Genomic DNA, 22,343 nt, shown 5'->3' on the forward strand with positions numbered 1-22,343 from the left:
CCCCCGACCGGGGGCGTGCACGGGTCTGCCGTGCTGTACTGGCGAGGTGGAGCGAAAGCACGCACTGGCATCGGTCACCCGCTTGAGGCGACGCGGCGGGGCGGCTTCGGACCGGGGCGACCGGCGGGCCGAGCAGGTGCGCACCCGGGTCCGGCTCATGATCGAGATCACGGCGCGGGCCGGGGCGTACCGGAAAGGGCTGGTCGCGGCCGCACGCCGCCTTAGCCCGGAGGAAGCGGCGATCCTTTCGGATCTGGAGCGTCACGGACTACGGGTGCCCCAGTTGCACGACGTGCTGTGCGGCGGCCATGTGCTGGTTGACGAACCGCAGCTGTACGAGGACTGGCGGTTCGCCAAGGTGAGCCACGAGCGCCTGTCCAGCCACCACCGTGACATCGACAAGGCGCTGTATCCCGACATCGGGATGCGCGGGGACGTGGTGCGGGAGAAGCTGCACGGGCGCACCGCCCAGGGCACCTGGGTGCAGTTGGAGAAGACACCGGCCGCTTTCGGCGGGCGGAAGCTGCCCAGTGTGAGCGACCTTCGCCACCTCATGGACTACGTCGTCTACCGGATCACGCGCAGCAATGTCGGGCCCTGGGGGCTGTCCCGGATGACCGAACGGCGCCCGCTGTACCTGGCGCCGATCCTTGCCGTGCCGACGTCCCTGCCCCCTCCGGTCGCGCGGGTGCTGACCCAGGCACTGCGCCGGATCGAGGAGGGCGACGACGTCACTGCCGTTTCCGCGGACCTGGCGGCTCGGTTCCCGCCCCCGGACCGGGAGGACCTGGCCGGCGAGCTGGGACAGTCGCTGTCCGGCAGAGCGGGCCGTGGGCTGTTCGGCAATTCCGAGGTGTGGGTGACCGAGACCCTCTCACGCAGCGCTGCCGCGGTGCTCAGTGAGAGTCGCGTCCCGCCTGCGGTGGAACTGTTGCAGCCGGGAGGACCGTCATGAGCGACGACGATCAGCGCGATGTTCCCCCTGCGGCGCAGTCGGACACGGGTGCGGCGTCCGCCCCTTCGGGGCTGGTGTCGGCCGTGGTGAACCTGGTCGACACAGGACCGGTGCTGCTCGGGGCGTACACCATCGCGGAGCTCACCGCCGTGGACGCGATCGTGGACTTCCTGGAGGCCAGGCCGTCGGACGAGGTGATCGCCGAGGCCGTCCGCTCGCTGGCGGCCCGGCAGCTGCTGCTGGCGAGTGACACGGGCGAGCAGGTTCGGGTGCAGGGAGACCTGGGCATCGCGGTGGCGTTCCAGCAAAGGGCCCGCAAGGTGCTCGATGCCCGCACGACCGGGTCGGGTCCGGGTGAGCCGTGGCGGATCCTGTTGCTCCCCCAACCTGAGCGGATCTGTCTCATGGTCCGCATCGACGCGCTCGGAGTCCACCAGCTGGGGCTGTACAAGCTCCACGAAGCCCTGAACACGCTCACCGAGTGGCTGCCGCGGGGCTCGGCGGCGGACCCCGAAGAGTCGGTGGACACCGATGCCGTGCTCGCCGCCGCGGAGCGCTCGGCGCTGATCACCGTCACCGACTACACGGCGGAGGGATCGGCCGAGACCGCGGGCAGCAGCAGGGACCTGGTGCTGACCCGCAGTGGCGGACGGCTGCACGTCCTTGCCCGGGACCCCGGCGACCGGGAGAAGCTGGTGCCGGACCCCGAGGCCGGCAAGGACAACGTCCGAGAACGGCTCGCCGGTCTGCTGGCGTAGACGACTGGCGCTGTGGACAGCGCTCACGCACCGCACACGCGAACGGGCCCCGGACGACAAATCCGAGCCCGAGCGGAGCCCCTCGCTGAGGGAGAAACACCCATGCGCATCGTTCCGATCACGTGGGTGGACGGCCGGCCCGGCAAGGTGATGCGCGCCGTGTGCGAGCGACTCGTCTCTTCCGGCTGCAAGCCGCTCGGCTCTACCTGGGACACAGGCGTTCCGGATGGGGGCTGCTCACCGCCCCAGCAGCCACGCGCGGACCCGGATCCACCGCTGATGCGCATGCGCCCGCTCTGATACATACCTCGCACAGCGCAGCAGCCACGGCGTGGGCCTTCGTGGGAGCCATTCCCATCGTGCCGGGGTTGGTACATCCGGATGAATCTCACCTGAGGCGCGATCCAGATTTTTCGGAGTTCGGCAGTCTGCGGATGTCGAGAACGTGCCACCGGCTCCGTCCCAGGGACATCAGCGGTCACCACCGGCCGCACGAGGAAGAAGGAGAGACCAGCATGGCGATTCAGCGGATGGACAACGTCGGCATCGTCGTCGAGGACATGGATGCCGCCATCGCGTTCTTCGTGGAACTCGGTATGGAGCTGGAGGGCACGGCGGAGGTCGAGGGCCTCTTCGCCGACCAGTGCACCGGACTCGAAGGCGTCCACTGCGACATCGCGATGGTCCGGACCCCGGACGGGCACAGCCGGCTCGAACTGGCGAAGTACCGCAGCCCCACGGCGATCAGCGCCGGGCCGTGCAACCGGCCGCACAACATTCTGGGCACGCACCGCGTCATGTTCGCCGTCGACGACATCGAGGACACGGTTGCCCGCCTGCGCCCTCACGGCGCCGAACTCGTCGGCGAGATCGCCCGGTTCGAGGACAACTATCTGCTCTGCTACCTCCGCGGCCCGGAGGGCATCATCGTCGGACTGGCCGAGCAACTGCGCTGAGAAGAAGGAACCGGACCGTGCAGCCGCACGGAAGGCCGGTGCGAGGCCAAGAGTCACGTGGACCGGCTGCTCAGGAAGCGCCCGGTCGTCAGTGACCGCCCGCGTTGATGTCAGAAGTAGATGTCAAAGGCCCCGGACCATGATCGGTCCGGGGCCTTTACCTTGTGCCCCCGGCAGGATTCGAACCTGCGACACCCGCTTTAGGAGAGCGGTGCTCTATCCCCTGAGCTACGAAGGCGGGGCTCGGGAAGCGTGTGTCGGGTCCGGTGATGCCGGTGGACCCGGGCACTCGGTTCCTGTGAGCCGTGCGGTGCGCAGCCGTGGCCTTGCACCGGGATCAGTGTAGCGGGTGGGTGCGCTGCGCGACGGGGGTGTGGGGGTGGCGCCCGTGGCGGCCTGGAGCCGTGCCGGATGTGGCCTCGGCGCGGGAAGGCGGCGGGGAACGTCCTCGGCCGGTTCTCCCGCGTCGGCTGTCAGCCGGTGGGCCCTGGCGGCCGGTGCCGCCGCGCTGATCCGGTGCGCCGCCGCCGCACGCCCGCTTGCTTCAGGTTCGGACTCGTCGTCCTTGAAGGGCGGGGGCCGACCTGCCCGCCTTCCGGTGGAAGCCCGCCCGCCGGCCGAGTGGGAACCGGTTGACGAGGGAAGGGTGTGGGCATAGCGTCGCCGGGTCGCTGAGCCAGTACGTGGAGAGGCCGTTCGTGCCGCACACCGACCCCAGCAGGTCACCCGACCCGGAAGCCCTCGCCCGTATCGAAGCGTCGCTGACCGCCCCGGGCGCTCCGTTCGCCGTGGTGCGCGCCGAGCACGGGCCGCTCGTCTACGCGAACGGCCCGCGCACACTGCGGGAGTTCGTGGAGGCCACCTGGGCGTTCGGCGAGCAGCCGTTCCTCATCTCGGGTGAACGGACCTTGTCGTACGGGGAGTTCTTCGCGGCAGCTTCCTCGCTGGCCAGACGGCTCACCGAGTCGTACGGGCTCCTGCCCGGTGACCGGGCCGTGGTGGCGATGCGCAATCACCCCGAGTGGCAGATCGCGTTCTGGGCGGTGCAGCTGGCCGGGCTCGTCGCCGTACCGCTCAACTGCTGGTGGACCGAGGGGGAGTTCGGATACGCCCTCGACGACTGCGAGCCGAAGGTGCTGCTGGTCGATGCGGAGCAGCTGCCGAAGGTGGAGAGCTGGGGCCGGAAGGCGGGGGCACGGTTCGTCGTCTTCCACGACGCGGGAGCGCTGCCGGCCGGGGCCGAGCGGTACGCGGACCTGCCGGAGCCCGACCCGACGGCGGCGCCGCCCGAGCTGGAGATCAGGCCCGAGGACGACGCCACGATCATCTACACCTCCGGCACCACGGGGCGGCCCAAGGGTGCCGTGGCCACCCACCTCGCGCAGGCGGGCGCGGCCCTCAACCCGCGCTACCAGGCGGCGGCCTCGGCGCTGGGCCGTGGGGTCATCCCTGGGCAGGGGCCCGCGCCGGTCACCCTGATGACGTTCCCGTTCTTCCACGTCGCCGCGTTCACCAGCCTGTACGCGGCGATGGCGGCGGGCGGCACCCTCGTCCTGATGCCGAAGTGGGACGCGGACGAGGCCCTCCGGCTGATCCGCCGGCACGGGGTCACCCACTACGCGGGCGTTCCGGCCACCGCGCTCCAGCTGCTCGCGGCGGCGGACCGTGCGGGCGACGGTCTGGAGAGCCTGAAGGGGCTGAACACCGGCGGGGCGGCGGCTCCGCCGGACCTGGTCGCGCAGCTCACGGCCCGGCACGGTGAGCGGATCGAGCCGCGCAACGGCTACGGACTGACCGAGACCAGCGGTGGGGTGCTGGCCAGTTTCGGTGCCGCTTACCGGGCGCACCCGGATTCCGTCGGCACCCCGACGCCGGTCACCGAGGTCCGGATCGCCGGTCCCGCGGGCGAGGCACTTCCCGACGGCGAGGCCGGCGAGCTGTGGCTGCGCGGCCAGTCCCTCGTCCGCGGCTACTGGCGCGACGAGGCGGCGACGGCCGGGGCGTTCACCGGCGGCTGGTTCCGTACGGGGGATCTCGCCGTCGTCCGGGACGGGCGGGTGTCCGTCGTCGACCGGATCAAGGACATGGTGATCCGGGGCGGTGAGAACGTGTACTGCGTGGAGGTCGAGGCCGTGCTGCACGACCATCCCGATGTCGACGACGCGGCGGTGCTCGGCGTTCCGCACCCGGTGCTGGGGGAGGAGGTCGCGGCGGTCGTCCGGGTACGTCCTGATTCCGTCGTCACGGCGGACGCACTGCGGGCACACGTGGGCCGGAGGCTGGCCGCGTTCAAGGTCCCGGCCCATGTGCTGGTGACACGGGAGCCGCTGCCGCGGAACGCGACGGGGAAAATCCTGAAGCGGGAGCTGCGCGGCACGGTTCAGGAGTACGCGCGCGAGGGCGGGGGCCGAGGGCTCACGGCCGGGTGATCCGCACCCGGTAGTTCCCGTCGGCGTCCTTCTCCAGCACGGATATTCGTATGTCATCGGCCCGGTCGGTGAACGTCTCACCGGGTTCGAACGGGGCGTCGGAGAGCTCGGTGTGGACGTTCGGCCGACGGGTGCAGCCGCCGCTGTCCTCGGTGCTGTCCTCGACGGAGACCGGGCCCTGTCCGGTGTCCACGTCGGAGCTCACCTTGTAGATGAGGACGCCGGGCCGGCAGACCGCTTCGTCGTTGCCCTCCGCGGTCCGCACCTCCACCGCGTAGCCGGACTGCGCGCTCACCGGCACGAAGACCAGCTTCGGGCCGCCCGTCGTGGCCAGCGGTTCCAGAATGTGATCGCTGGTGCCGGGCATGGCGGCGCAGCTGACCTGGTCACTGCCCAGCCAGCCGAGCTTCCACTTGTGCCAGCCCAGGAGGTCGTTGTTGGCCCCCCAGTCCTCGGACATGATGTCCCAGTGCCCCACGGAGCCGCCGCCCTCCATCGTGTAGAGGTCGGGCAGCCCGAAGACGTGGCCGTTCTCGTGGGGGAGGACCCGGTAGCCGGTCTCCGCGTACGAGCCCGATCCGTCGTCCTGCCGGCTGTAGACGAAGGACGTGTTGGCGAGCGGGACGCCGTCGGCGAAGGGGGCGTCGTCGTTGCCGGAGAAGGTCACGGACAGGACGGTGTCCAGGGCGGAGGGGCCGGCGTTCGGGGTCACCAGCACGTTGACCAGGTCGTACTCCGCGAAGTCGACCTTCGGATCGGCGACCGTCACCAGGTCCTTGACCATCTTGCGGTAGCCCGGTTCGTACGGTGAGCCGCGCTCTATCCCGTACTCGGAGAAGGACAGCGGCATCCGCAGCCAGTCCTTCACCGGTGCTTCGGGCAGGTAGGTGAGCCGGCCGTAGGAGCTGGTGCGGAACCACTCGGAGGTCTGCGGGAAGAATTCCGCGAGCCGGTCCGCCGCCGGTTCCGTCGCCTGCGCGTCGGGGAAGTCGATCATCAGGTTGAGGGCTCTGATCCGGCCGGTGGAGCGTGCGTAGCCGGGCGGTGTCGGCATGCCCTCCGACATCTGTACGCCCATGGTCGTGGGTATCCGGCACGGTGCGAGCCCGGTCCCCCGCGGCGCGGCCACGGGTCCGGCGGAGGCGCGGCTGGCGACGGGGAGGGTGGTGCTGGCCGATGCCATCGTCGCGATGACCAGGGCCGTCGCTCCGGCGAGGGCGAGGGGGCGGCGGTGCCCGCGTATCCGGTGGCGGGGCTGCTGCATAGGGCTCGCCTTCGGTCGGCGGCAGTCGGCCGGCCCTGACTGCGCTCTGGCGATCAGCCTCTGCCGGGTCGTGGGGGACCGCCCGTCGGGTGCGCCGATGGAGGGTTTTTTGCCGCACTTCAGTTTGTGACCCAGGTCACATGCTCTCGGGAAATAACCGGGGAGCCTCTCCCCGTTTGCACCTGTGTCCTCGCGAAACGGGGACACGGTCCCCGGTTACGCCGGGGGGTCGCACACCGGAGAGAAGGGTCATGGCCGTGGAGTCCGTCGCCGAGACCGCCACCTGCGCCGTACAACGCCGTACGCCCCGTCCGCGGGCCGACGCGTTGCGCAACAGGGAGCGGATCATCGCGGCCGCGCGTGAGATGTTCGTCGAGTTCGGGCCGGATGTGCCGCTCGACGAGGTCGCGCGCAGGGCCGGAGTCGGCAACGCCACGCTCTACCGGAACTTTCCCGACCGGGCGGCTCTGATCCATGAGGTCGTCCTCGCCGTCACCTCCCGCACCACCGACCGGGTGGAGGAGGCCGTCGCGGCCGAGTCCGACCCCTTCGCCGCCCTCAGCCGCTTCGTGCACGCAGCGGCCGACGAACGGATCGGCGCCCTGTGCCCGATGCTGTCCGGCGGCTTCGACACCGACCATCCCGAACTGCTCACCGAGCGCCGTCGCCTCGAAGAGGCTGTCGAAGGGCTCGTGGAGCGCGCCATGTCCGCAGGGAGGCTGCGCACCGACATCGCCGTCGGTGACGTACTCGTCGCCCTCTCCCAGCTCACCCGTCCGCTGCCCGGCATCGCCTGCCTGGACATAGACCGGTTCACCCACCGCCATCTGCAGCTCTTCCTGGACGGTCTGGAATCCCCGGCCCGCTCGGAGCTGCCGGGATCGGCGGCGACCTTGGAGGACCTGCGCCTCGGGTGCTGACGCCCGCGCACCGGAAACGACCCACAGACCCTCGGCCCTCAGCGGCCACACCAGCCCTATGAAGCCGGCCCGGCCCTGACACGCAGGTCCGGTCACCGGAACAGCTCGCCCTTTTCGGTTTCGTACACGGGCCCGTTCGCGGCCCGCTCGCGGCCCGTTCGCCGAACTCGCAACTCTTCGTGTCCTTAGGTGGCTACTCCCATGTCGAAAACAGCCGGCACCCTTCCGGATCCCAGTCGCTGGAAAGCACTGGCCTTCATCGCCCTCGCCCAGCTGATGGTCGTGCTCGACGCGACCATCGTGAACATCGCCCTGCCGTCGGCCCAGACCGACCTGGGCATCTCCGACGGCAACAAGCAGTGGGTGATCACCGCGTACGCGCTCGCGTTCGGCGGGCTCCTGCTCTTCGGCGGACGTATCGCCGACCTCTGGGGCCGTAAGCGGACCTTCCTGGTCGGCCTGATCGGCTTCGCCCTGGCCTCCGCGCTCGGTGGTGCCGCCACCGGCCAGGCCATGATGTTCGGCTCGCGCGCCCTGCAGGGTGTCTTCGGGGCCCTGCTCGCACCGGCCGCACTCTCGCTGCTCGCGGTGATGTTCACCGACGCCAAGGAGCGAGCCAAGGCCTTCGGCATCTACGGAGCCATCGCCGGTGGCGGTGGCGCGGTCGGCCTGATCCTGGGCGGCTTCCTGACCGAGTACCTGAACTGGCGCTGGACGTTCTTCGTCAACATCCCGTTCGCCGTCATCGCAGCCGCGGGCGCGTACTTCGTCATCCGGGAGCCGGCCGGCGGACGCAACCGCTCCCCGCTCGACATCCCCGGTGTCGTCCTGTCCACGCTGGGCCTGGTGTCCCTGGTGTACGGCTTCACGCGCGCCGAGTCGGCCGGCTGGTCGGACTCGCTGACCATCGGCATGTTCGTCGCCGCGGGCGTTCTGCTGCTGGCCTTCGTCGTCACCGAGTCGCGGGTGAAGTCCCCGCTGCTGCCGCTGCGCGTCCTGACCGAGCGCAACCGCGGTGGGGTCTACCTCTCGCTGGGCCTCGCCATCATCGCGATGTTCGGGCTCTTCCTCTTCCTGACCTACTACCTGCAGGTGGTCAAGGGCTACACGCCGGTCAAGACCGGCTTCGCGTTCCTGCCGATGATCGCGGGCATGATCACCGGTTCCACGCAGATCGGCGCACGGCTGATGACCCGGGTCCCGCCGAGGCTGCTGATGGGCCCCGGCTTCCTGGTGGCCGGCATCGGCATGCTGCTGCTGACCCAGCTGGACATCGACACCTCCTACGCCGCAGTCATCCTGCCGGGCCAGCTGCTGCTGGGCCTGGGTATGGGTACGGCGTTCATGCCGGCCATGTCGCTGGCCACGCACGGTATCGAGCCGCGTGACGCGGGTGTGGCCTCCGCGATGGTGAACACCTCGCAGCAGGTCGGCGGTGCCATCGGTACGGCGCTGCTCAACACCATCGCGGCCGGTGCCACCACCGCGTACATCGCCGATCACGCCGCCGGTGCGAGCGACCCGAAGCTGCTCCAGCTTCAGGCCATGGTCACCGGCTTCGCCAGCGCCATCTGGTGGGCGGTCGGCATCCTGGTCGCCGCCTCGGCGATCGCGGTGACGCTGATCAACACCGGACGTCCGGGTGCCGGTGCTGTCGACGGCTCGGGAGACCTGACGGACGGGGCCGAGGACGAGTTCAAGATCCCGGTCGTCGCGCACTGAGCCGGGCGCCGGGCCGGGTGTCCGGTCCGGCGCCGGGCCGTCCGGCGTACGCCTGACGGCCTCCGACGCCGAGTTCGTCTGCCCTGGTTCCGCTCAGCGGAGCCAGGGCAGATCCGCGTCCGTGCCCTCCGGCTGAAGGCCGGTGGCGATGACCTGCATGATCTCGCCGAGGCTCTGTACCTGCTGGGGGCTGAGCCGGGCGAACATCGCCTGGCGCACGGCCTCGACGTGTCCCGGTGCGGACCGCGCCAGCATCTCGTAGCCCTCGTCGGTGAGGACCGCGTTCTGGCCGCGCTTGTCGGAGGGGCAGTCCTCGCGCCGGACCCAGCCGTTCTTCTCCAGCCGGGCGACGGCGTGCGAGAGACGGGAGCGGGTGATCTTGGCGTCCTTGGCCAGCTCGGTCATGCGCTTCTGCCGCCGGGGGGCCTGGGAGAGGTTGACGAGCAGTCCGTAGTAGATGTGCGGCATGCCGGCGTCGCGCTGCAACTGGCGGTCGAGGTGGTCCTCCATGAGCGTGGTGGCGTGGAGATAGGCGCGCCACACGCTCTGCTCTTCGTCGGTGAGCCACCGGGGCCCGCCGGGTGATGCCGTGGTCATGTACTCCACTGTACGACCTTTTCTTGAAAGTTGAACTAGATAGAGCTAAGGTCTCCGGTAGTTGGAACTTGAAGATTCAAAGATTCGGGTCCGAAGAGCCGATCCGCCGAATCCCAGGTGCTTGCGCAGATGCCCGTTCCCGGTGCCTGTAGTGAACACACATACCTTGATCGGCAGAGGAATGGGAGTGTCATGACAGTCGCCGCGGAACGTATGCCCGCCCTCTACCTCTCGCACGGCGCCCCGCCGCTCGCCGACGACCCGGTATGGCCCGGAGAGCTGGCCGCCTGGTCGGCGGGGCTGCCGCGCCCCAAGGCGATCCTGATGGTCTCCGCGCACTGGGAGGAGGCCCCGCTGGCCCTCGGCGCCACCGAGGCCGTGCCGCTGGTGTACGACTTCTGGGGTTTCCCGGAGCACTACTACCAGGTGCAGTACGCCGCCCCCGGAGCCCCGCGGCTCGCGGACGACGTCCGCAAGCTGCTGCGCGGCGCCGGCACCCCGGTCCAGGACATCCCCGACCGCGGCCTCGACCACGGGGCGTACGTGCCGCTGGTCGAGATGTTCCCGGCCGCCGACATCCCCGTTCTCCAGATCTCGATGCCGACGCTCGACCCGCAGAAGCTGATGGCCATCGGGCGCAAGCTCGCCCCGCTGCGCGACGAGGGTGTGCTGATCGTCGGGAGCGGTTTCTTCACGCACAACCTGGCGGCGTTGCGGCACACCGGCGGCGGCACCCCCGGCTGGTCCGCGGAGTTCGACGACTGGGGGCACCGGGCGCTCCAGGCGCAGGACATCGACTCCCTGCTGGACTTCGAGCACGCCTCACCGGCGGGCAGGCTGGCCCATCCCCGCACCGAGCACTTCGCGCCACTCTTCGTCACGCTCGGCGCGGCGGAGGCCGAGCTCGATCAGGGGCGCAGTGTCATCGACGGATTCTGGCTGGGTCTGGCCAAGCGCTCGGTGCAGTTCGGCTGAGCAGCGGCTTCTCGTACCAGGACACGTCCCAGTACCGGCCGAACTTCCGGCCGACCTCCGTGTACGTGCCGACGTGGCGGAAGCCGAAGGCGTCGTGCAGCCGGACCGACGGCTCGTTCGGCAGTGCGATCGCGGCATAGGCGCGGTGGATGTCCTCGTCGGCCAGGGCCTCGAACAGGGCCTTGTAGAGGAGGGTGCCGACGCCGCGGCCGGTTGTGCCGGGAGCGCAGTACACGCTCACCTCGACCGAGGTGCTGTACGCCGCCTTGGGGCGGTAGGGGCTGCTGGTGGCATAACCGAGGACATGCGGCGCGTTGTCCTGGGTACCAGGGTCCAGAGCAACCAGAAGCCGGTGGGGGCCGTCTTCCGGGTGGGAGCGCAGCCACGGCAGGCGCTCTTCCGGAGTGAACGCGACCGTGTCGAATGTGAGCGCCGTCTCACGGACGTAATGGTTGTAGATGTCCGTGAGGGCCTTCAGGTCGGCCTCCATGCCGGGCCTGACCTGCAGCTCTGTGGGTATCTGCACCATCTGTCCTCCCGTTGGAGGCGACAGGGTACTGCATGATCTCGAAAGTGAATGGGCCCCGTGGGAATTCTGTCCGGATTCCAGTCGTTGTTTCCATCGGATGCAGGGCACCCGGGAGGGTGTCGCGACCTACTCAGTAAGGGAGCTCGCATGGCAACCCGTGCCGTCGCTCGTCGTTCGTCCGCCAGCACCGGCGGGACCGACCGGGCAAGCAGTGTTCGCGCCGTGGGCGGGGAGATCGCCGATCGCGACCTGGTCGGCATGTACCTGGACGAGATCGCTCGCACCCCGTTGCTCGACGCCGCCAAGGAGGTCGAGCTCTCACAGACGATCGAGGCGGGCGTCTACGCCCAGCAGATCCTCGACGGAGTGGTGGAGAGCGAAGCCGGCGGAGCGAAGCGTGAGGAGCTGGAGGCGCTGGTCGCCGAGAGCGAGCGCGCCAAGGACGTATTCATCCGCTCCAACCTCCGGCTCGTCGTTGCCGTGGCCAGGCGCTACCCGAGGGCGGGTCTGCCCCTGCTCGACCTGATCCAGGAAGGGAACGCGGGCCTGGTGCGCGCGGTCGAGAAGTTCGACTACGCCAAGGGATTCAAGTTCTCGACGTACGCCACGTGGTGGATCCGGCAGGCCATCACCCGTTCCATCGCCGATCAGTCCCGCACGATCCGGCTCCCCGTCCACCTCGTGGAGGAGCTCGGCAGGATCCGGCGTGTGCAGCGGGAGTTCAACCGCGAGAACGGGCGCGACCCGGAGCACTCGGAGATCGCCCGGGAGCTCGACTCCAACGCCGAGCGTGTCGGCAACGTCCTGGACTGGGCACGTGACCCGGTCAGCCTGAACATGTCGGTGGACGACGACGGCGACACGCAGTTCGGGGATCTGCTGGAGGACACCTCAGCCGTGTCGCCCGAGCAGTCCGTGATGACGCTGCTGCGCAGCGAGGAGCTCGAGGACCTGATCGGCAAGCTCGACAACCGCACCGCATCCATCATCAAGATGCGTTACGGGATCGAGGACGGCCGGGAGCGGACCCTCACCGAGGTGGGCAAGCAGCACGGTCTGACGCGGGAGCGGATCCGGCAGATCGAGAAGCACGCATTGCTCGAATTGAAGCGAATGGCTCACGACACGGGCTTTGACGCTGCGGCGTGAGCCGATAACCCGTAATCTCCCCATCAAGCCGGTTCGCACCGGCCCGACGACCGGTCTCTTTCCGGTCCCCTGAGCTGAGTCCCGGCGCCCACCCCCCCCGGCGCCGGGGCTCATTCATGTCCGGCCCGCGGCCGGCGGGCGTGACGCGGCAGCGGAGAGGCGTGCGCCCAGGATGCCGAGGTGCTCCACCAGCTCCGGCGGGCCGTGCGCCTCGAACGCGCAGTCCACCAAGGCGAGCCGCAGGGCCACCCACTCCAGCGAGCTGGATGAGTTCGTGCGGAGTCGGCAGCTGTGTTCACCGCCCGGCTCCAACGCGCCGAGCTCCGCGGGCAGCCGGGCCGCCACGAAGTCGGCCGACGCCTCGAACGTCACGTCCATGTGCCACTCCGGCTGCTGGCGGGACATCGACCGTGCGAGGAGCTCGGCGGCGTCCTCGCTCTCGGCAGGCAGCTCGCGCGGGGTGAAGCGGGCCCCGGTGGCGAACGGCTCGCTCACCCGGTCCACCCGGAAGGTGCGCCAGTCCTCGCGGTCCAGGTCGTACGCGACGAGGTACCAGCGGCTGCCCGTGCTCACCAGCCGGTACGGCTCGGCCTGCCGTTTCGACGCGGCGCCGTCCCTCGCCCGGTAGCCGAAGCGCAGCCGTTCGCGCGCGGTGACCGCCGAGGCGATCACCGTGAGTGTCCGAGGGTCGATCGTCGCGCCGTCGCCGCGGGTGAGGGGCACCGTGGCGTTCTGCAGGGACGAGACCCGGTGCCGCAGCCGTGCCGGCAGGACCTGCTCCAGCTTGGCCAGGGCCCGTACGGACGCCTCGTCGACGCCCTCGATGGCATGCCCGGCCCCGGCCCGCAGCCCCACAGCGATGGCCACCGCTTCCTCGTCGTCCAGCAGGAGCGGCGGCATGGCGGTGCCAGCGACCAGGCGGTAGCCGCCGATCGAACCGCGCGACGCCTCGACCGGATAGCCGAGGTCGCGGAGCCGGTCGATGTCGCGGCGGATGGTGCGCGGGCTGACCTCCAGCCGGCCGGCCAGCTCGCTGCCCGGCCACTCCCTCGGTGTCTGGAGGAGGGACAGCAGACGCAGGAGCCGTGCCGGGGTGTCCGTCATGGTTCCAGAATGCCGCCCCATCAGGTCAGAATCCGGCCTGATGGGGAATGCGCCGCCCCCCCCGTGTGCCCGCGGGCCGCCGGTACGGGGGCGGTCAGCAGATCCGGGTGCGGTCCTCCATGGCCAGGCGCGCGGTCTGCTCGTCGTCATAGACCTCGCACATGTGGCGGCCGTCGGGTGTGGCCGTGTGCTCGACCTCCCACAGGCTCGTCTCGCTGCCGTCCAGGAGGAGGAAGGCGTGCTCGTAGAGCGTGAAACCGGCGTCCCGCCCGTCGACGCGGTACTGGCGGCCGAAGACCTGGGTGATGTGGTGGGCGAAGGCCGCCCGGAGCAGTCCGGCCGTCCCGGCGCCCGGCCGGTCGCCGTTCTCCGCGCGGCGCAGGACGCGGCGGGCGTGGTCCGCCGAATTGTCCGGGGCGTACATCCGGGGCAGGGGGGCCGGGGGAACGCTCATGAGCAGGGTGAGCGCCTCCAGGTCCTCCCGCAGGCTGTCGTCACCGAGGGCGGGGGTGTCCCAGAAACTGCCGGCGAGGCGCGCCGCGGCGAGGTGGGCGTCGCCCTCGTCGTCGTACAGCTCGTGGCGGCGAGGGGCCGGGATGTCCCTGCCGCCTCCGTGGACCAGCTCCCACAGGGTGAGCGCGGTGCCGTCGGAGAGCAGGTAGGTGTGCCGGTAGGTCTCGCGGTGCAGCACGGAACTGTGGTGGGACGAGTGCAGGGCACTGCTGTGCGCCAGCGCCGTCCCTAGCCGGTCGACCGTGGTGTCGGACAGGTCGAAGGAGTTGAGGGCGCATCGCAGGAGTCGCTCGAGGTGCTGCTCGGTTGTCTCGTACGGATCGCTCAAGGTGCTGTCTCCAGGCCGTTGCCGCGTGTTACCTGATGCGTGCATAACGTAGTCCCTGGGTCTGACATCGTGACCGGGGTTCGCAAAAAACGTACCGCGCACGCGGAAAGTTCCCTGCCCGCCCGGGATGCCGCGCGAGAGATTCCCGGCCTCTTCAGGATGCGCCGTAGAGCTCGCTGTACGAGGGGAATGTGCCTCCGGGGCCTTCGACTCCCCGGGCCGCTCTGGCGGCCTTCACCACGGCGCGGGTCAGGGCGTCCGCCCCCGCCGCCAGGATGTCGTTGAGTTCGGCGACGGGCTCCGGGGGCAACGGCAGCCGGCCGGTGGAGAGGGCGAACACGGTGTCCCCGTCGGTGAGCAGGTGCACCGGCCGGACGGCGCGCGCCAGGCCGTCGTGCGCCGTGCCCGCGAGCTTCTGTGCCTGGGCCCGGGTGAGGGTGGCATCGGTGGCGACGACGGCGATCGTGGTGTTGAGGACACCGTTCCCCCGCGCGCCGTGCGCGCCGTCGCCGGGGGCGCTCTCGCACTCCGCGCGGTCGGCCCGCGCGCTCCGGATCTCCGCCAGCCGCCGGCGTGCGGCCTCGTGCACCGGGGGCGCGGGGTGCACGGGTGGCTCTCCCGTCCCGTACTCCCCGTACAGCACCCCGGTCCGCGGATCGACGACGGAGCCCGCCGCGTTGACGACGGCCAGCGCGGCGACCGTGGTGCCGGACGGCAGGCGCACGCTCGCCGTGCCGACCCCGCCCTTGATCTGCCCGGCCACCGCGCCCGTGCCGGCGCCCACCGTGCCCTCGGGGACCCGTGCGCCCGGCTCGGAAGCGGCGGCGGCCTCCACGGCGGCACGCCCGGTCGACGCGTCGGGGCGGGCCCGCCAGTCCCCGCCCCGGCCCAGGTCGAAGACGCAGGCCGCCGGGACCACCGGCACCACCTGGGACTGGCCCGGGCCGACCCGGACGCCGCGCCCCTGCTCCTCGAGCCAGGCCATCACGCCGGACGCGGCGTCGAGCCCGTACGCGCTGCCGCCGGTCAGGACGACCGCGTCGATCCGCTGCACCAGATTGCGCGGATCGAGCGCGTCCGTCTCCCTGGTGCCGGGGCCGCCTCCACGTACGTCGACGGCCGCCACGGCTCCGCCCTCGGGGGCGAGGACGACCGTGGTGCCGCTCAGTGCCCCCTCGCCCGGCACCCGGGCATGCCCGACGCGGATCCCGGACACGTCCGTCAGTGCGTCCAGCGGACCCGGGCCTGACTGTTCCTCGGTCATGACGAGCTCCTCGTGGGTGCGGGGGTGCCGTGTAACGGCGAACGTACAGGCGGCGGCCGGGCAAGCGCAGGCATGCCGTAGTCCGCCGGGACGCGGGCCACTTGGGCGACTCGACCACACCATCGGGGCATATAACGGGACCAAACGTCTATTACGGTCCTACGGTGGCCGGGTGACCGAGCCACCAGAACCGCCCGCCGCAGCCGAGCAGTCCGAGCCCGGTGTCCGCACCGGCACATCCGGCGGGCCGGACGACCGGCCGTCCGGCCCGGGGCCCTCCATCGTCGCCAGAGCCGCCCGGAGCCTTCCCCGGTCCGTCTCGGGCCGCGCGACCCTGGCCGGTGCCGTCGTGTCCGGCCTGCTGATCCTCGCGATCGTGTTCGGCAGCCGCCTGCTGCACGACTTCGACTCGGCGCTGCTGCCGTACGCCGTCGCCACCGTCTTCCTCGCCTTCGGTGTCGCCTACCGCTACACCGTCTGGGTCTCCGCCCCCGGTGCCCGACGGCTCTTCAAGAACGGCTGGCGCAGCCTGTTCTCGACCGAGAACTTCCGCAGGACGCCCACCGCGCTGCCGAAGATGATCGCGACCTATCTGGGCTTCCAGAAGTTCCTGGGCGCCCGCTCCCACGCGCGCTGGGCCGCCCACCAGCTGATCTTCTGGGGCTGCATCCTCGCCGCACTGATCACCTTCCCGCTGACCTGGGGCTGGTTCACCTTCACCTCCGGCAGCGGCTCGGGACCCGGCTACGAGATGCGCATCTGGGGCCTCAAGATCATCGGCTTCGACTCGCTGAACTTCGTCGGCTGGCTGATGTTCCACGGCCTGGACATCGCCGCGGTACTGGTCATCCCCGGCGCGGGGTACTTCCTCTGGCGCCGGATGAAGGACCGCGGGGCCATCACCGGACAGCGCTTCGCCTACGACATGGTGCCGCTGCTCGCCCTGATCATCATCTCCGTGACCGGCCTGCTGCTCACCTTCTCCTCGATCTTCCTGCACGGCGGAGGCTACGAGTTCCTGGCGATCCTCCACATGGTCTCGGTGGTCTTCACCCTCATCTACATCCCGTTCGGGAAGTTCTTCCACATCGTGCAGCGCCCGGCAGCGGTCGGCATGCAGCTCTTCAAGTACACCGGCCGCCAGGACGACAAGGTCTTCGCCTGCCGCCGCTGCGGGGAAGCCATCGACACCGGCCCGTACGTCGAGAATCTGCGCGGCACCATGCGTGACCTCGAACTCGGCTTCGACGCATGGGCCGAATACTGCCCCCGCTGCAAGCGGGTGCTGCGCGGCAACGCCTATCTCACCCAGGTCAAGAAGGGCTTCAAGTGACCGCGGACCCACGCGCAGCCGACGGCCGTACGGCTGTCCCCCTCGATCCCTCGCTCGCTCCGCCTGGGACCCGTGGCTTCCGGGACGCGGGCGGCATTCCGGCCGACCAGTGGCACGCCGACCAGAACGGCGAGACGCTCGTCCCCACCCACTGCTGCTTCTGCGGTGTCCAGTGCGGGATGTATCTCCGCGTGGACCGCGGGGGCAAGGTCTTCGGCGTGGAGCCGCGCAACCACGACATCAACCGCATGCGGCTCTGTCCCAAGGGCATCAACGCCTACCAGCAGGTCAACCACCCGGACCGGCTCACGGCCCCCCTCATGCGCCGCTCCCGCGACGAGGAGCTGCGGGAGGTCTCCTGGGACGAGGCGCTCGACTTCACCGTCTCCGAGATCAAGCGCATCCAGCAGGACCACGGGCGGGACGCCTTCGGCGTGCTCGGCGGGGCCAGCCTCTTCTCCGAGAAGACCTATCTGGTCGGCAAATTCGCCCGGGTCGCGCTGAAGACCAAGCACGTCGACTACAACGGCCGGCTCTGCATGGTCAGCGCCGCCGGCGCCAACAAGCTCGCCTTCAACATCGACCGGGCCGGGAACCCCTTCTCCGACATTCTGCTCACCGACTGCCTCCTGCTCGCCGGAGCCAACGTGGGCGAGTGCTTCCCCGTGCTGACCCAGTACGTCTGGGGAGCCAGGGACCGCGGGGCCACCCTGATCGTGATCGACCCGCGCGAGACGGCGGTCGCGCGCACCGCCGACATCCATGTCGCGCTCAAGTCGGGCACCGACTCCGCCTTCTTCAACTCCGTGCTGAACGTCGTCATCGAGGAGGGCCTCACGGACGAGGCCTACCTCGCGGCCCACGCCTCCGGCTGGGAGGAGGTCAAGGCCAATGTCGCCCAGTACCCCCCGTCCCGGGCCGCCGAGATCTGCGGTATCCCCGCGGAGCAGATCGTCCAGGTCGCCCGCGCCTTCGCCCGCGCCCCCAAGGCGATGGCCTTCCACGCCCGGGGAATCGAACACCACACACAGGGCGTCGAGAACTGCCTCAGCGTGATCAACCTCTGTGCCGCCACCGGCCACATCGGCAAGCCCGGCGCCGGGTACGGAACCCTCACAGGGCAGGGGAACGGCCAGGGAGGCCGCGAGCACGGCCAGAAGGCCGACCTCCTCCCCGGCGGACGCTCGATCCTCAACGAGGAGCACCGCCGGCAGATCTGTGAGATCTGGGGCATCGAGGAGTCCGAACTCCCGGCCGCCGGGACCTCGATGATGGAAATGGTCTGGCAGATGCAGCGCCGGGAGATCCGCGGCCTGATCGGCATCTGCAACAACCCCTTCGTCTCGCTCCCCAACTACGCCGTGGTCAAGGATGGGTACGACACCACCGAATTCCACGCCCAGTTCGACTTCTTCCTCTCCGAGACCGCCGCGAACGCGCACGTCGTCTTCCCCGTCACCATCTGGGCCGAGGACGAAGGGGTGATGGCCAACGCCGAGGCCCGGGTCGTCAAGCACAACAAGGCGCAGGAACCACCGTCCGGCGTGCGGACCGACACCTGGGTGATGTGCGAGATCGCCCGCCGTCTCGGAGCCGGGGACAAATTCGCGTTCGGCGGCTCCCGCGAAGTCTTCGACGAGCTGCGCAGGGCCTCGGCGGGCACCATCATCGACTACTCCGGCATCACCTACGAGCGGCTCGAGGAGACCGGCGGGATCTCCTGGCCCTGCCCGTCCACCGACCACCCCGGCACTCCCCGGCTGTTCGAGGACGGCACGACCTACCACGCCGACGGCAAGATCCACATGCAGGTCGTCGAGTGGCATCCGCCGGCGGACCCGTACGACGACGAGCACCCGATGACGCTGACCACCGGACGCACCGTCGCCCACTTCCTCTCCGGCAACCAGACCCGCCGGCTGGGCGCCCTCGTCGAACAGACCCCCAGGCCCTGGGCCGAGGTCCACCCCTCCCATGGATTCCGCAACGGCGAACCCGTCCGTGTCGTCACCCGGCGCGGCAGTGAGGTGTTCCCCGCCCTGGTCACAGAGGCGATCCGGCCCGACACGGTGTTCATCCCCTACCACTGGCCCGTTCCGACAGCGGCCAACGCACTCACCATCGACGCCCTCGACCCCCGCTCCAAGATCCCCGAGTACAAGGTCTGCGCCTGCCGCATCGAGCATGCCGAAGCGATCGACGAGGTCCCCGCGCCCCCGGTCGCGCCCGGCCATGTCGCCTACCCCGAGACCCAGGTCTCCCGCACCGACCCGTTGCCGCCCACGGCCCCGCAGGGCCGCGGCACCTCGGAAAGGAGCTGATGCCCGAATGATGGGCAGAACGATGTTCATCGACCCGGGGCGCTGCATCGGCTGTCAGGCCTGTGTCTCCGCCTGCCGGGAATGCGACTCGCACCGTGGCAAGTCGATGATCCACCTCGACTACACCGACGAGGGGTCATCCGTCGCCTCCCTTCCCACGGTCTGCATGCACTGCGAGGACCCGGTGGCGCCCTGCGCCGAGGTCTGCCCGGCCGACGCGATCCTGGTCACCGCCGACGGCGTCGTGCAGCAGGCCGACACCACCCGCTGCATCGGCTGTGCCAACTGCGTCAACGCCTGCCCCTTCGGTGTTCCGAAGATCGACCTCCAGGCGAAGCTGCAGATGAAGTGCAACCTCTGCTACGACCGCACCGCCTACGGGCTGGCCCCCATGTGCGCCACCGTCTGCCCGACCGGCGCCCTGTACTACGGCACCGTCGAGGAGCTCCAGGCGGAACGCCCCGGTGTGCAGGTCGCCGACACCTTCGTCTTCGGTGAGAGCGAGGTCCGCACCGGCGTGGCCATGGTCGTGCCCGCGGAGCGGGTCCAGTGGCCGGTACCCGGCGGACTTCCCGTCGTCGAGATCAACGGGAAGGACGTCCGCCGATGAGCGTCACCGAACAGGAGCAGCCGGGCCCCGGCCGCGGCTCCGGAAGCGACCCGCGTGAGGCCCTGCACGACAGGATCGCCGCGGACTCGCTGACCACCCGGCGCGACTACCTCCGGATCGTCGCCACCGTCTCCGGTGGCCTGGCCGTGGGCGGTCTGGCCGTGGCGGGCGGCATCCTGCACCGGCACGGCGAGACGGAGGACGGGAAAGCGCCGGCCCCGAAGCGGATCGCGGCGCAGCTGCTGCCCGGTGAGTCCCTAGCCTTCCGCTACCCCGGCGACGAGGACCGGGCGGTCGCCGTGCGGATGGACGACGGCACACTCGTCGGCTACTCCGCGGTCTGCACCCACCTGGCCTGCGCCGTGCTCTGGCGCAAGGACCGCGGTACGGAGGGCGAGCTCTACTGCCCCTGCCACGAGGGGATCTTCGACGCCCGCACCGGTGAGGTCACGGCCGGTCCGCCGCCCCGCGGACTGCCCAAGGTGGTGCTGACCGAGCTGGAGGACGGCAGTATCTGGGCCGTCGGCACCACCCGCTCGGGCGAGAGCGTCGAGGAGGGGCTGTGCCGCCAGCTCGGCGTGGACCGCCCGGATCTCGCCGAACGGATCGGCTGCCCCGGCACCGGAGGCGGCGCGGAGGCGCCACCCGCGCCGGCTCCCTCCGACGCCGCGGCCACGGGGAGGCGGTCATGACCGAGCCCCTGGACCCGGTCGAGCCGCCGCGGCCCCCCAGCTCTTCCGGCTCCGCGTATCCCGACTACCACCCGGGCAGTGCGCGCGCCGAGCTGAACCGCCCCGTCCATGAGCGCTACCCACAGATCCGGCCCACCAGCGGCTACGCCGATCCGCGGGTGCGCCACACAGGTCCGGGACCCGGCGCGGGCTCGGAGCAGGAACCCGAGCGCTCCGCGAAGCTGACGGCCCGACTGGTGCTGGCGCTGAGCGTCGTCATCGGTCAGCTGTGGGCGCTGACGGAGGTCGTCAACGTGTGGATGGAGGGCAACACGGGCACGGCCTGGTGGGGGGCCGGTTTTCTGTGCCTGTCGTTCCTCGTCGTGCTGGGGCTGTGGCGGCTCGACCCGAAGGACCGCTGAGCTCGGCCGTACCCTGGAGGTATGAGTACCGCCCCCGCCCCCGGACCGCGAGAATCGAAGCCGTCGCAGCCGCAGCAGCGGCCGCCCCAGGAGTCCAGGCCCAAGCCTCCGGCTCTGATCTTCGACGATCCGCTGGACCGGCAGTCCTCGGACGATACGGACCAGGGGTGGGGCGAGCGGGCTCCCGCCGGTGGCGGCGCGGCCGACTTGGCGCGCTTCCTCGACGAGAAGCCGCCCCACCACGTCTGACGCCGGTGGACGCCGGCTGTCCTGGTCGGCTACGCCCGGCCCCGCTGGGCGACCAGCGCGTCCCGGATCTCCTTCAGCACCTCCAGCTCGCTCACCTCCAGCGTCTCCTGCACGCCCTCCTTCGCCGCCTGCGCGGCCGCGCGCCTGGCGAGATACTTCGCCATCGGCAGCACCATCAGGAAGTAGACGACGGCGCCGGTGATCAGGAAACTGAGGGTTGCGCTGAGCACCGATCCCCACAGAATCTCGATGCCGTCCGTCCTGCCGGTCTCCGGATCCACCGCACAGGGAGCCCGGAGGCAAGAGGTGTACTTCTCCAGGTCCCGGGTGCCGAAGGCGCCGACCACCGGATTGATGATTCCCTTCACGACCGCGTTCACCACGTTCGTGAACGCGGCGCCGATGACGACGGCGACCGCGAGGTCGATCACATTGCCGCGCGTCAGGAAGGCTTTGAATCCCTCCAGCAGGCCGACCTTCTTCTCGCTCACGAGTGAGCCTTCCTCTGCGCGTGCCGTAGGGGGAGCGAACCGCCCCGCCACATAAGGCGGCAGGGGACCACGCTGTCCAATCGGGTAATTCCGATGGGTGAGTTGCCGCGATACCTGTTCTATTCGGCATGGGACACCGCCACCGCGAGCCGCCCCACAGCCCCGGCACCCGCCAGCGCCGCCGCGGTGCGCCGCTCGACGGACAGGACCACCAGGGCGCCGCTTCCCGCGCCCGCCCCGCCGCCCTCCGGGAACGAGACCTCCGCGTCGCCCGCTCCGCGTGGCACCTCCGCCACCCGGACGTCGCGTGCCACCACCCTGGCCTCGGCGTCTCCGTCGACCGCGGCGATCACATCGACGCGGTCGCCGGGCCGCAGCAGCCCGACCGTCGCCGCGTCGGCGATCCGCACCGGGGCGGACACCAGCCGTACCGCCCGCCGCTCGGGCCCCGGTGGCGCGCCCCCGGCGACCGCGGCCGCCCCTTTCTCGCCGCCCGACCCCGAAGCGGCGAGCACGGCGGAGGCCAGCGCGAACCCCGCGGCCAGTGCCCGGCGCTGTCCGCGCAGCGCCCGCCGGAGTCGTTGCCCACCGCCGCCCCGCACCCGCAGGGGCCCGAAGGACGGGACCCCGCACGGGGCGGGAGGCGCGGGACGTGTATCGGGCACCGAAGGGAACATGGCCAACACCACCTGCCGTGAGGGGGATCCGCAGGCACGTCCGTGCGGGAAATCGCGCGGGAAGGCGCGAAGGACCCGAGGACTCGCCCGAGGAAAGCGTGAGGGG

General features: G+C 70.6%; 23 protein-coding genes and 1 tRNA gene. 15 read left to right on the forward strand and 9 right to left on the reverse strand.

The features are described from left to right. Positions 1-46: 46 nt before the first annotated feature. The 4 genes from ACFWFI_RS23340 to ACFWFI_RS23355 all read left to right on the forward strand — a co-directional run bounded on the left by ACFWFI_RS23340 (position 47) and on the right by ACFWFI_RS23355 (position 2,669). On the forward strand, positions 47-955 hold the full coding sequence (locus tag ACFWFI_RS23340; protein WP_387393520.1) for a hypothetical protein: 909 nt from the start codon (positions 47-49) through the stop codon (positions 953-955). Further along, positions 952-1,713 carry a hypothetical protein gene (locus ACFWFI_RS23345; protein ID WP_387393521.1) on the forward strand — a complete coding sequence of 254 codons (762 nt, stop codon included), beginning with the start codon at positions 952-954 and terminating at the stop codon, positions 1,711-1,713. The genes ACFWFI_RS23340 and ACFWFI_RS23345 overlap by 4 nt, the downstream gene beginning before the upstream one ends. Before the next feature lie 102 nt (positions 1,714-1,815). Continuing rightward, a complete protein-coding gene (locus ACFWFI_RS23350; RefSeq protein ID WP_387393523.1) occupies positions 1,816-2,013 on the forward strand; it encodes a hypothetical protein in 198 nt (65 codons plus the stop codon). 215 nt (positions 2,014-2,228) lie between these two features. Then, the gene (locus ACFWFI_RS23355; protein ID WP_387393525.1) at positions 2,229-2,669 is read left to right on the forward strand and encodes a VOC family protein; all 441 of its coding nucleotides are present in this window, start codon (positions 2,229-2,231) and stop codon (positions 2,667-2,669) included. 165 nt (positions 2,670-2,834) lie between these two features. On the opposite strand, the gene ACFWFI_RS23360 is transcribed toward ACFWFI_RS23355, so the two are convergent. After that, positions 2,835-2,907, reverse strand: a tRNA-Arg gene (locus ACFWFI_RS23360). Between the two features lie 460 nt (positions 2,908-3,367). On the opposite strand from ACFWFI_RS23360, the gene ACFWFI_RS23365 reads away from it, so the two are divergent. Beyond that, positions 3,368-5,098: a class I adenylate-forming enzyme family protein gene (locus tag ACFWFI_RS23365; RefSeq protein WP_387393528.1), complete on the forward strand. Its 1,731-nt coding sequence runs from the start codon at positions 3,368-3,370 to the stop codon at positions 5,096-5,098. Here ACFWFI_RS23365 and ACFWFI_RS23370 read toward each other — a convergent pair. Beyond that, a complete protein-coding gene (locus ACFWFI_RS23370; RefSeq protein ID WP_387393531.1) occupies positions 5,085-6,362 on the reverse strand; it encodes a M6 family metalloprotease domain-containing protein in 1,278 nt (425 codons plus the stop codon). The genes ACFWFI_RS23365 and ACFWFI_RS23370 overlap by 14 nt on opposite strands. Positions 6,363-6,619: 257 nt before the next feature. Here ACFWFI_RS23370 and ACFWFI_RS23375 point away from each other — a divergent pair, with 257 nt between their 5' ends. Both ACFWFI_RS23375 and ACFWFI_RS23380 read left to right on the forward strand, forming a co-directional pair. Next, positions 6,620-7,282, forward strand: coding sequence for a TetR/AcrR family transcriptional regulator (locus tag ACFWFI_RS23375; RefSeq protein ID WP_387393580.1), 663 nt, complete (start codon positions 6,620-6,622; stop codon positions 7,280-7,282). 201 nt (positions 7,283-7,483) lie between these two features. After that, positions 7,484-9,004, forward strand: coding sequence for an MFS transporter (locus tag ACFWFI_RS23380; RefSeq protein ID WP_387393534.1), 1,521 nt, complete (start codon positions 7,484-7,486; stop codon positions 9,002-9,004). A 93-nt stretch (positions 9,005-9,097) separates the two neighbouring features. Here the strand turns inward: ACFWFI_RS23380 and ACFWFI_RS23385 are convergent, their stop codons facing one another. Continuing rightward, entirely contained in the window at positions 9,098-9,610 is a 513-nt protein-coding gene (locus ACFWFI_RS23385) for a MarR family winged helix-turn-helix transcriptional regulator (protein ID WP_387393537.1), read from the reverse strand. 183 nt (positions 9,611-9,793) lie between these two features. On the opposite strand from ACFWFI_RS23385, the gene ACFWFI_RS23390 reads away from it, so the two are divergent. Continuing rightward, positions 9,794-10,576 (forward strand): dioxygenase family protein, encoded by a 783-nt coding sequence (locus tag ACFWFI_RS23390; protein WP_387393540.1) that lies wholly within the window; start codon positions 9,794-9,796, stop codon positions 10,574-10,576. Here ACFWFI_RS23390 and ACFWFI_RS23395 read toward each other — a convergent pair. Beyond that, positions 10,524-11,105 (reverse strand): GNAT family N-acetyltransferase, encoded by a 582-nt coding sequence (locus tag ACFWFI_RS23395; RefSeq protein WP_387393544.1) that lies wholly within the window; start codon positions 11,103-11,105, stop codon positions 10,524-10,526. The two genes, ACFWFI_RS23390 and ACFWFI_RS23395, sit on opposite strands and share 53 nt — an antisense overlap. Positions 11,106-11,252: 147 nt before the next feature. Here ACFWFI_RS23395 and ACFWFI_RS23400 point away from each other — a divergent pair, with 147 nt between their 5' ends. After that, positions 11,253-12,254 (forward strand): sigma-70 family RNA polymerase sigma factor, encoded by a 1,002-nt coding sequence (locus ACFWFI_RS23400; RefSeq protein WP_387393547.1) that lies wholly within the window; start codon positions 11,253-11,255, stop codon positions 12,252-12,254. A gap of 114 nt (positions 12,255-12,368) precedes the next feature. On the opposite strand, the gene ACFWFI_RS23405 is transcribed toward ACFWFI_RS23400, so the two are convergent. The 3 genes from ACFWFI_RS23405 to ACFWFI_RS23415 form a co-directional block, all read right to left on the reverse strand. Then, complete coding sequence (locus ACFWFI_RS23405) at positions 12,369-13,358, reverse strand: helix-turn-helix transcriptional regulator (RefSeq protein WP_387393550.1); 990 nt, start codon at positions 13,356-13,358, stop codon at positions 12,369-12,371. Positions 13,359-13,452: 94 nt separating this feature from the next. Beyond that, complete coding sequence (locus ACFWFI_RS23410; protein ID WP_387393553.1) at positions 13,453-14,199, reverse strand: DUF6227 family protein; 747 nt, start codon at positions 14,197-14,199, stop codon at positions 13,453-13,455. A gap of 154 nt (positions 14,200-14,353) precedes the next feature. Continuing rightward, positions 14,354-15,463 (reverse strand): P1 family peptidase, encoded by a 1,110-nt coding sequence (locus tag ACFWFI_RS23415; protein WP_387393556.1) that lies wholly within the window; start codon positions 15,461-15,463, stop codon positions 14,354-14,356. 172 nt (positions 15,464-15,635) lie between these two features. Here ACFWFI_RS23415 and ACFWFI_RS23420 point away from each other — a divergent pair, with 172 nt between their 5' ends. Genes ACFWFI_RS23420 through ACFWFI_RS23445 form a run of 6 tightly spaced genes read left to right on the forward strand, consistent with a single transcriptional unit; the run spans position 15,636 to position 21,069 of the window. Further along, positions 15,636-16,796 carry an MFS transporter gene (locus ACFWFI_RS23420; protein WP_387393559.1) on the forward strand — a complete coding sequence of 387 codons (1,161 nt, stop codon included), beginning with the start codon at positions 15,636-15,638 and terminating at the stop codon, positions 16,794-16,796. Further along, positions 16,793-19,117, forward strand: a complete 2,325-nt coding sequence (locus ACFWFI_RS23425; protein ID WP_387393562.1) for a molybdopterin oxidoreductase family protein — start codon at positions 16,793-16,795, stop codon at positions 19,115-19,117. Before ACFWFI_RS23420 ends, ACFWFI_RS23425 begins: the two co-directional genes overlap by 4 nt. A gap of 7 nt (positions 19,118-19,124) precedes the next feature. Next, on the forward strand, positions 19,125-19,727 hold the full coding sequence (locus ACFWFI_RS23430) for a 4Fe-4S dicluster domain-containing protein (protein ID WP_104786667.1): 603 nt from the start codon (positions 19,125-19,127) through the stop codon (positions 19,725-19,727). Further along, the gene (locus ACFWFI_RS23435) at positions 19,724-20,419 is read left to right on the forward strand and encodes a QcrA and Rieske domain-containing protein (protein WP_387393566.1); all 696 of its coding nucleotides are present in this window, start codon (positions 19,724-19,726) and stop codon (positions 20,417-20,419) included. Before ACFWFI_RS23430 ends, ACFWFI_RS23435 begins: the two co-directional genes overlap by 4 nt. After that, entirely contained in the window at positions 20,416-20,820 is a 405-nt protein-coding gene (locus ACFWFI_RS23440; protein ID WP_387393569.1) for a hypothetical protein, read from the forward strand. Before ACFWFI_RS23435 ends, ACFWFI_RS23440 begins: the two co-directional genes overlap by 4 nt. Before the next feature lie 21 nt (positions 20,821-20,841). Next, complete coding sequence (locus tag ACFWFI_RS23445; RefSeq protein ID WP_387393571.1) at positions 20,842-21,069, forward strand: hypothetical protein; 228 nt, start codon at positions 20,842-20,844, stop codon at positions 21,067-21,069. 29 nt (positions 21,070-21,098) lie between these two features. Here the strand turns inward: ACFWFI_RS23445 and ACFWFI_RS23450 are convergent, their stop codons facing one another. Together ACFWFI_RS23450 and ACFWFI_RS23455 are read right to left on the reverse strand one after the other, a co-directional pair. Beyond that, on the reverse strand, positions 21,099-21,560 hold the full coding sequence (locus ACFWFI_RS23450) for a large conductance mechanosensitive channel protein MscL (protein WP_387393575.1): 462 nt from the start codon (positions 21,558-21,560) through the stop codon (positions 21,099-21,101). A 119-nt stretch (positions 21,561-21,679) separates the two neighbouring features. Continuing rightward, entirely contained in the window at positions 21,680-22,237 is a 558-nt protein-coding gene (locus tag ACFWFI_RS23455; protein WP_387393577.1) for an RcpC/CpaB family pilus assembly protein, read from the reverse strand. Positions 22,238-22,343: the final 106 nt, after the last annotated feature.

Origin of the sequence: Streptomyces sp. NPDC060209 (assembly GCF_042728155.1) — a bacterium.
Lineage (GTDB): Bacteria > Actinomycetota > Actinomycetes > Streptomycetales > Streptomycetaceae > Streptomyces.

Excerpts from the sequence above, each read along its gene's own strand:
- ACFWFI_RS23445 (WP_387393571.1), top strand. The coding sequence starts at position 20,842 with ATGAGTACCGCCCCCGCCCCCGGACCGCGAGAATCGAAGCCGTCGCAG.
- ACFWFI_RS23390 (WP_387393540.1), top strand. The coding sequence starts at position 9,794 with ATGACAGTCGCCGCGGAACGTATGCCCGCCCTCTACCTCTCGCACGGC.
- ACFWFI_RS23350 (WP_387393523.1), top strand. The coding sequence starts at position 1,816 with ATGCGCATCGTTCCGATCACGTGGGTGGACGGCCGGCCCGGCAAGGTG.
- ACFWFI_RS23355 (WP_387393525.1), top strand. The coding sequence starts at position 2,229 with ATGGCGATTCAGCGGATGGACAACGTCGGCATCGTCGTCGAGGACATG.
- ACFWFI_RS23400 (WP_387393547.1), top strand. The coding sequence starts at position 11,253 with ATGGCAACCCGTGCCGTCGCTCGTCGTTCGTCCGCCAGCACCGGCGGG.
- ACFWFI_RS23380 (WP_387393534.1), top strand. The coding sequence starts at position 7,484 with ATGTCGAAAACAGCCGGCACCCTTCCGGATCCCAGTCGCTGGAAAGCA.
- ACFWFI_RS23345 (WP_387393521.1), top strand. The coding sequence starts at position 952 with ATGAGCGACGACGATCAGCGCGATGTTCCCCCTGCGGCGCAGTCGGAC.
- ACFWFI_RS23455 (WP_387393577.1), bottom strand. The coding sequence starts at position 22,237 with ATGTTCCCTTCGGTGCCCGATACACGTCCCGCGCCTCCCGCCCCGTGC.
- ACFWFI_RS23395 (WP_387393544.1), bottom strand. The coding sequence starts at position 11,105 with ATGGTGCAGATACCCACAGAGCTGCAGGTCAGGCCCGGCATGGAGGCC.
- ACFWFI_RS23370 (WP_387393531.1), bottom strand. The coding sequence starts at position 6,362 with ATGCAGCAGCCCCGCCACCGGATACGCGGGCACCGCCGCCCCCTCGCC.
- ACFWFI_RS23435 (WP_387393566.1), top strand. The coding sequence starts at position 19,724 with ATGAGCGTCACCGAACAGGAGCAGCCGGGCCCCGGCCGCGGCTCCGGA.
- ACFWFI_RS23430 (WP_104786667.1), top strand. The coding sequence starts at position 19,125 with ATGATGGGCAGAACGATGTTCATCGACCCGGGGCGCTGCATCGGCTGT.
- ACFWFI_RS23440 (WP_387393569.1), top strand. The coding sequence starts at position 20,416 with ATGACCGAGCCCCTGGACCCGGTCGAGCCGCCGCGGCCCCCCAGCTCT.
- ACFWFI_RS23405 (WP_387393550.1), bottom strand. The coding sequence starts at position 13,358 with ATGACGGACACCCCGGCACGGCTCCTGCGTCTGCTGTCCCTCCTCCAG.
- ACFWFI_RS23415 (WP_387393556.1), bottom strand. The coding sequence starts at position 15,463 with ATGACCGAGGAACAGTCAGGCCCGGGTCCGCTGGACGCACTGACGGAC.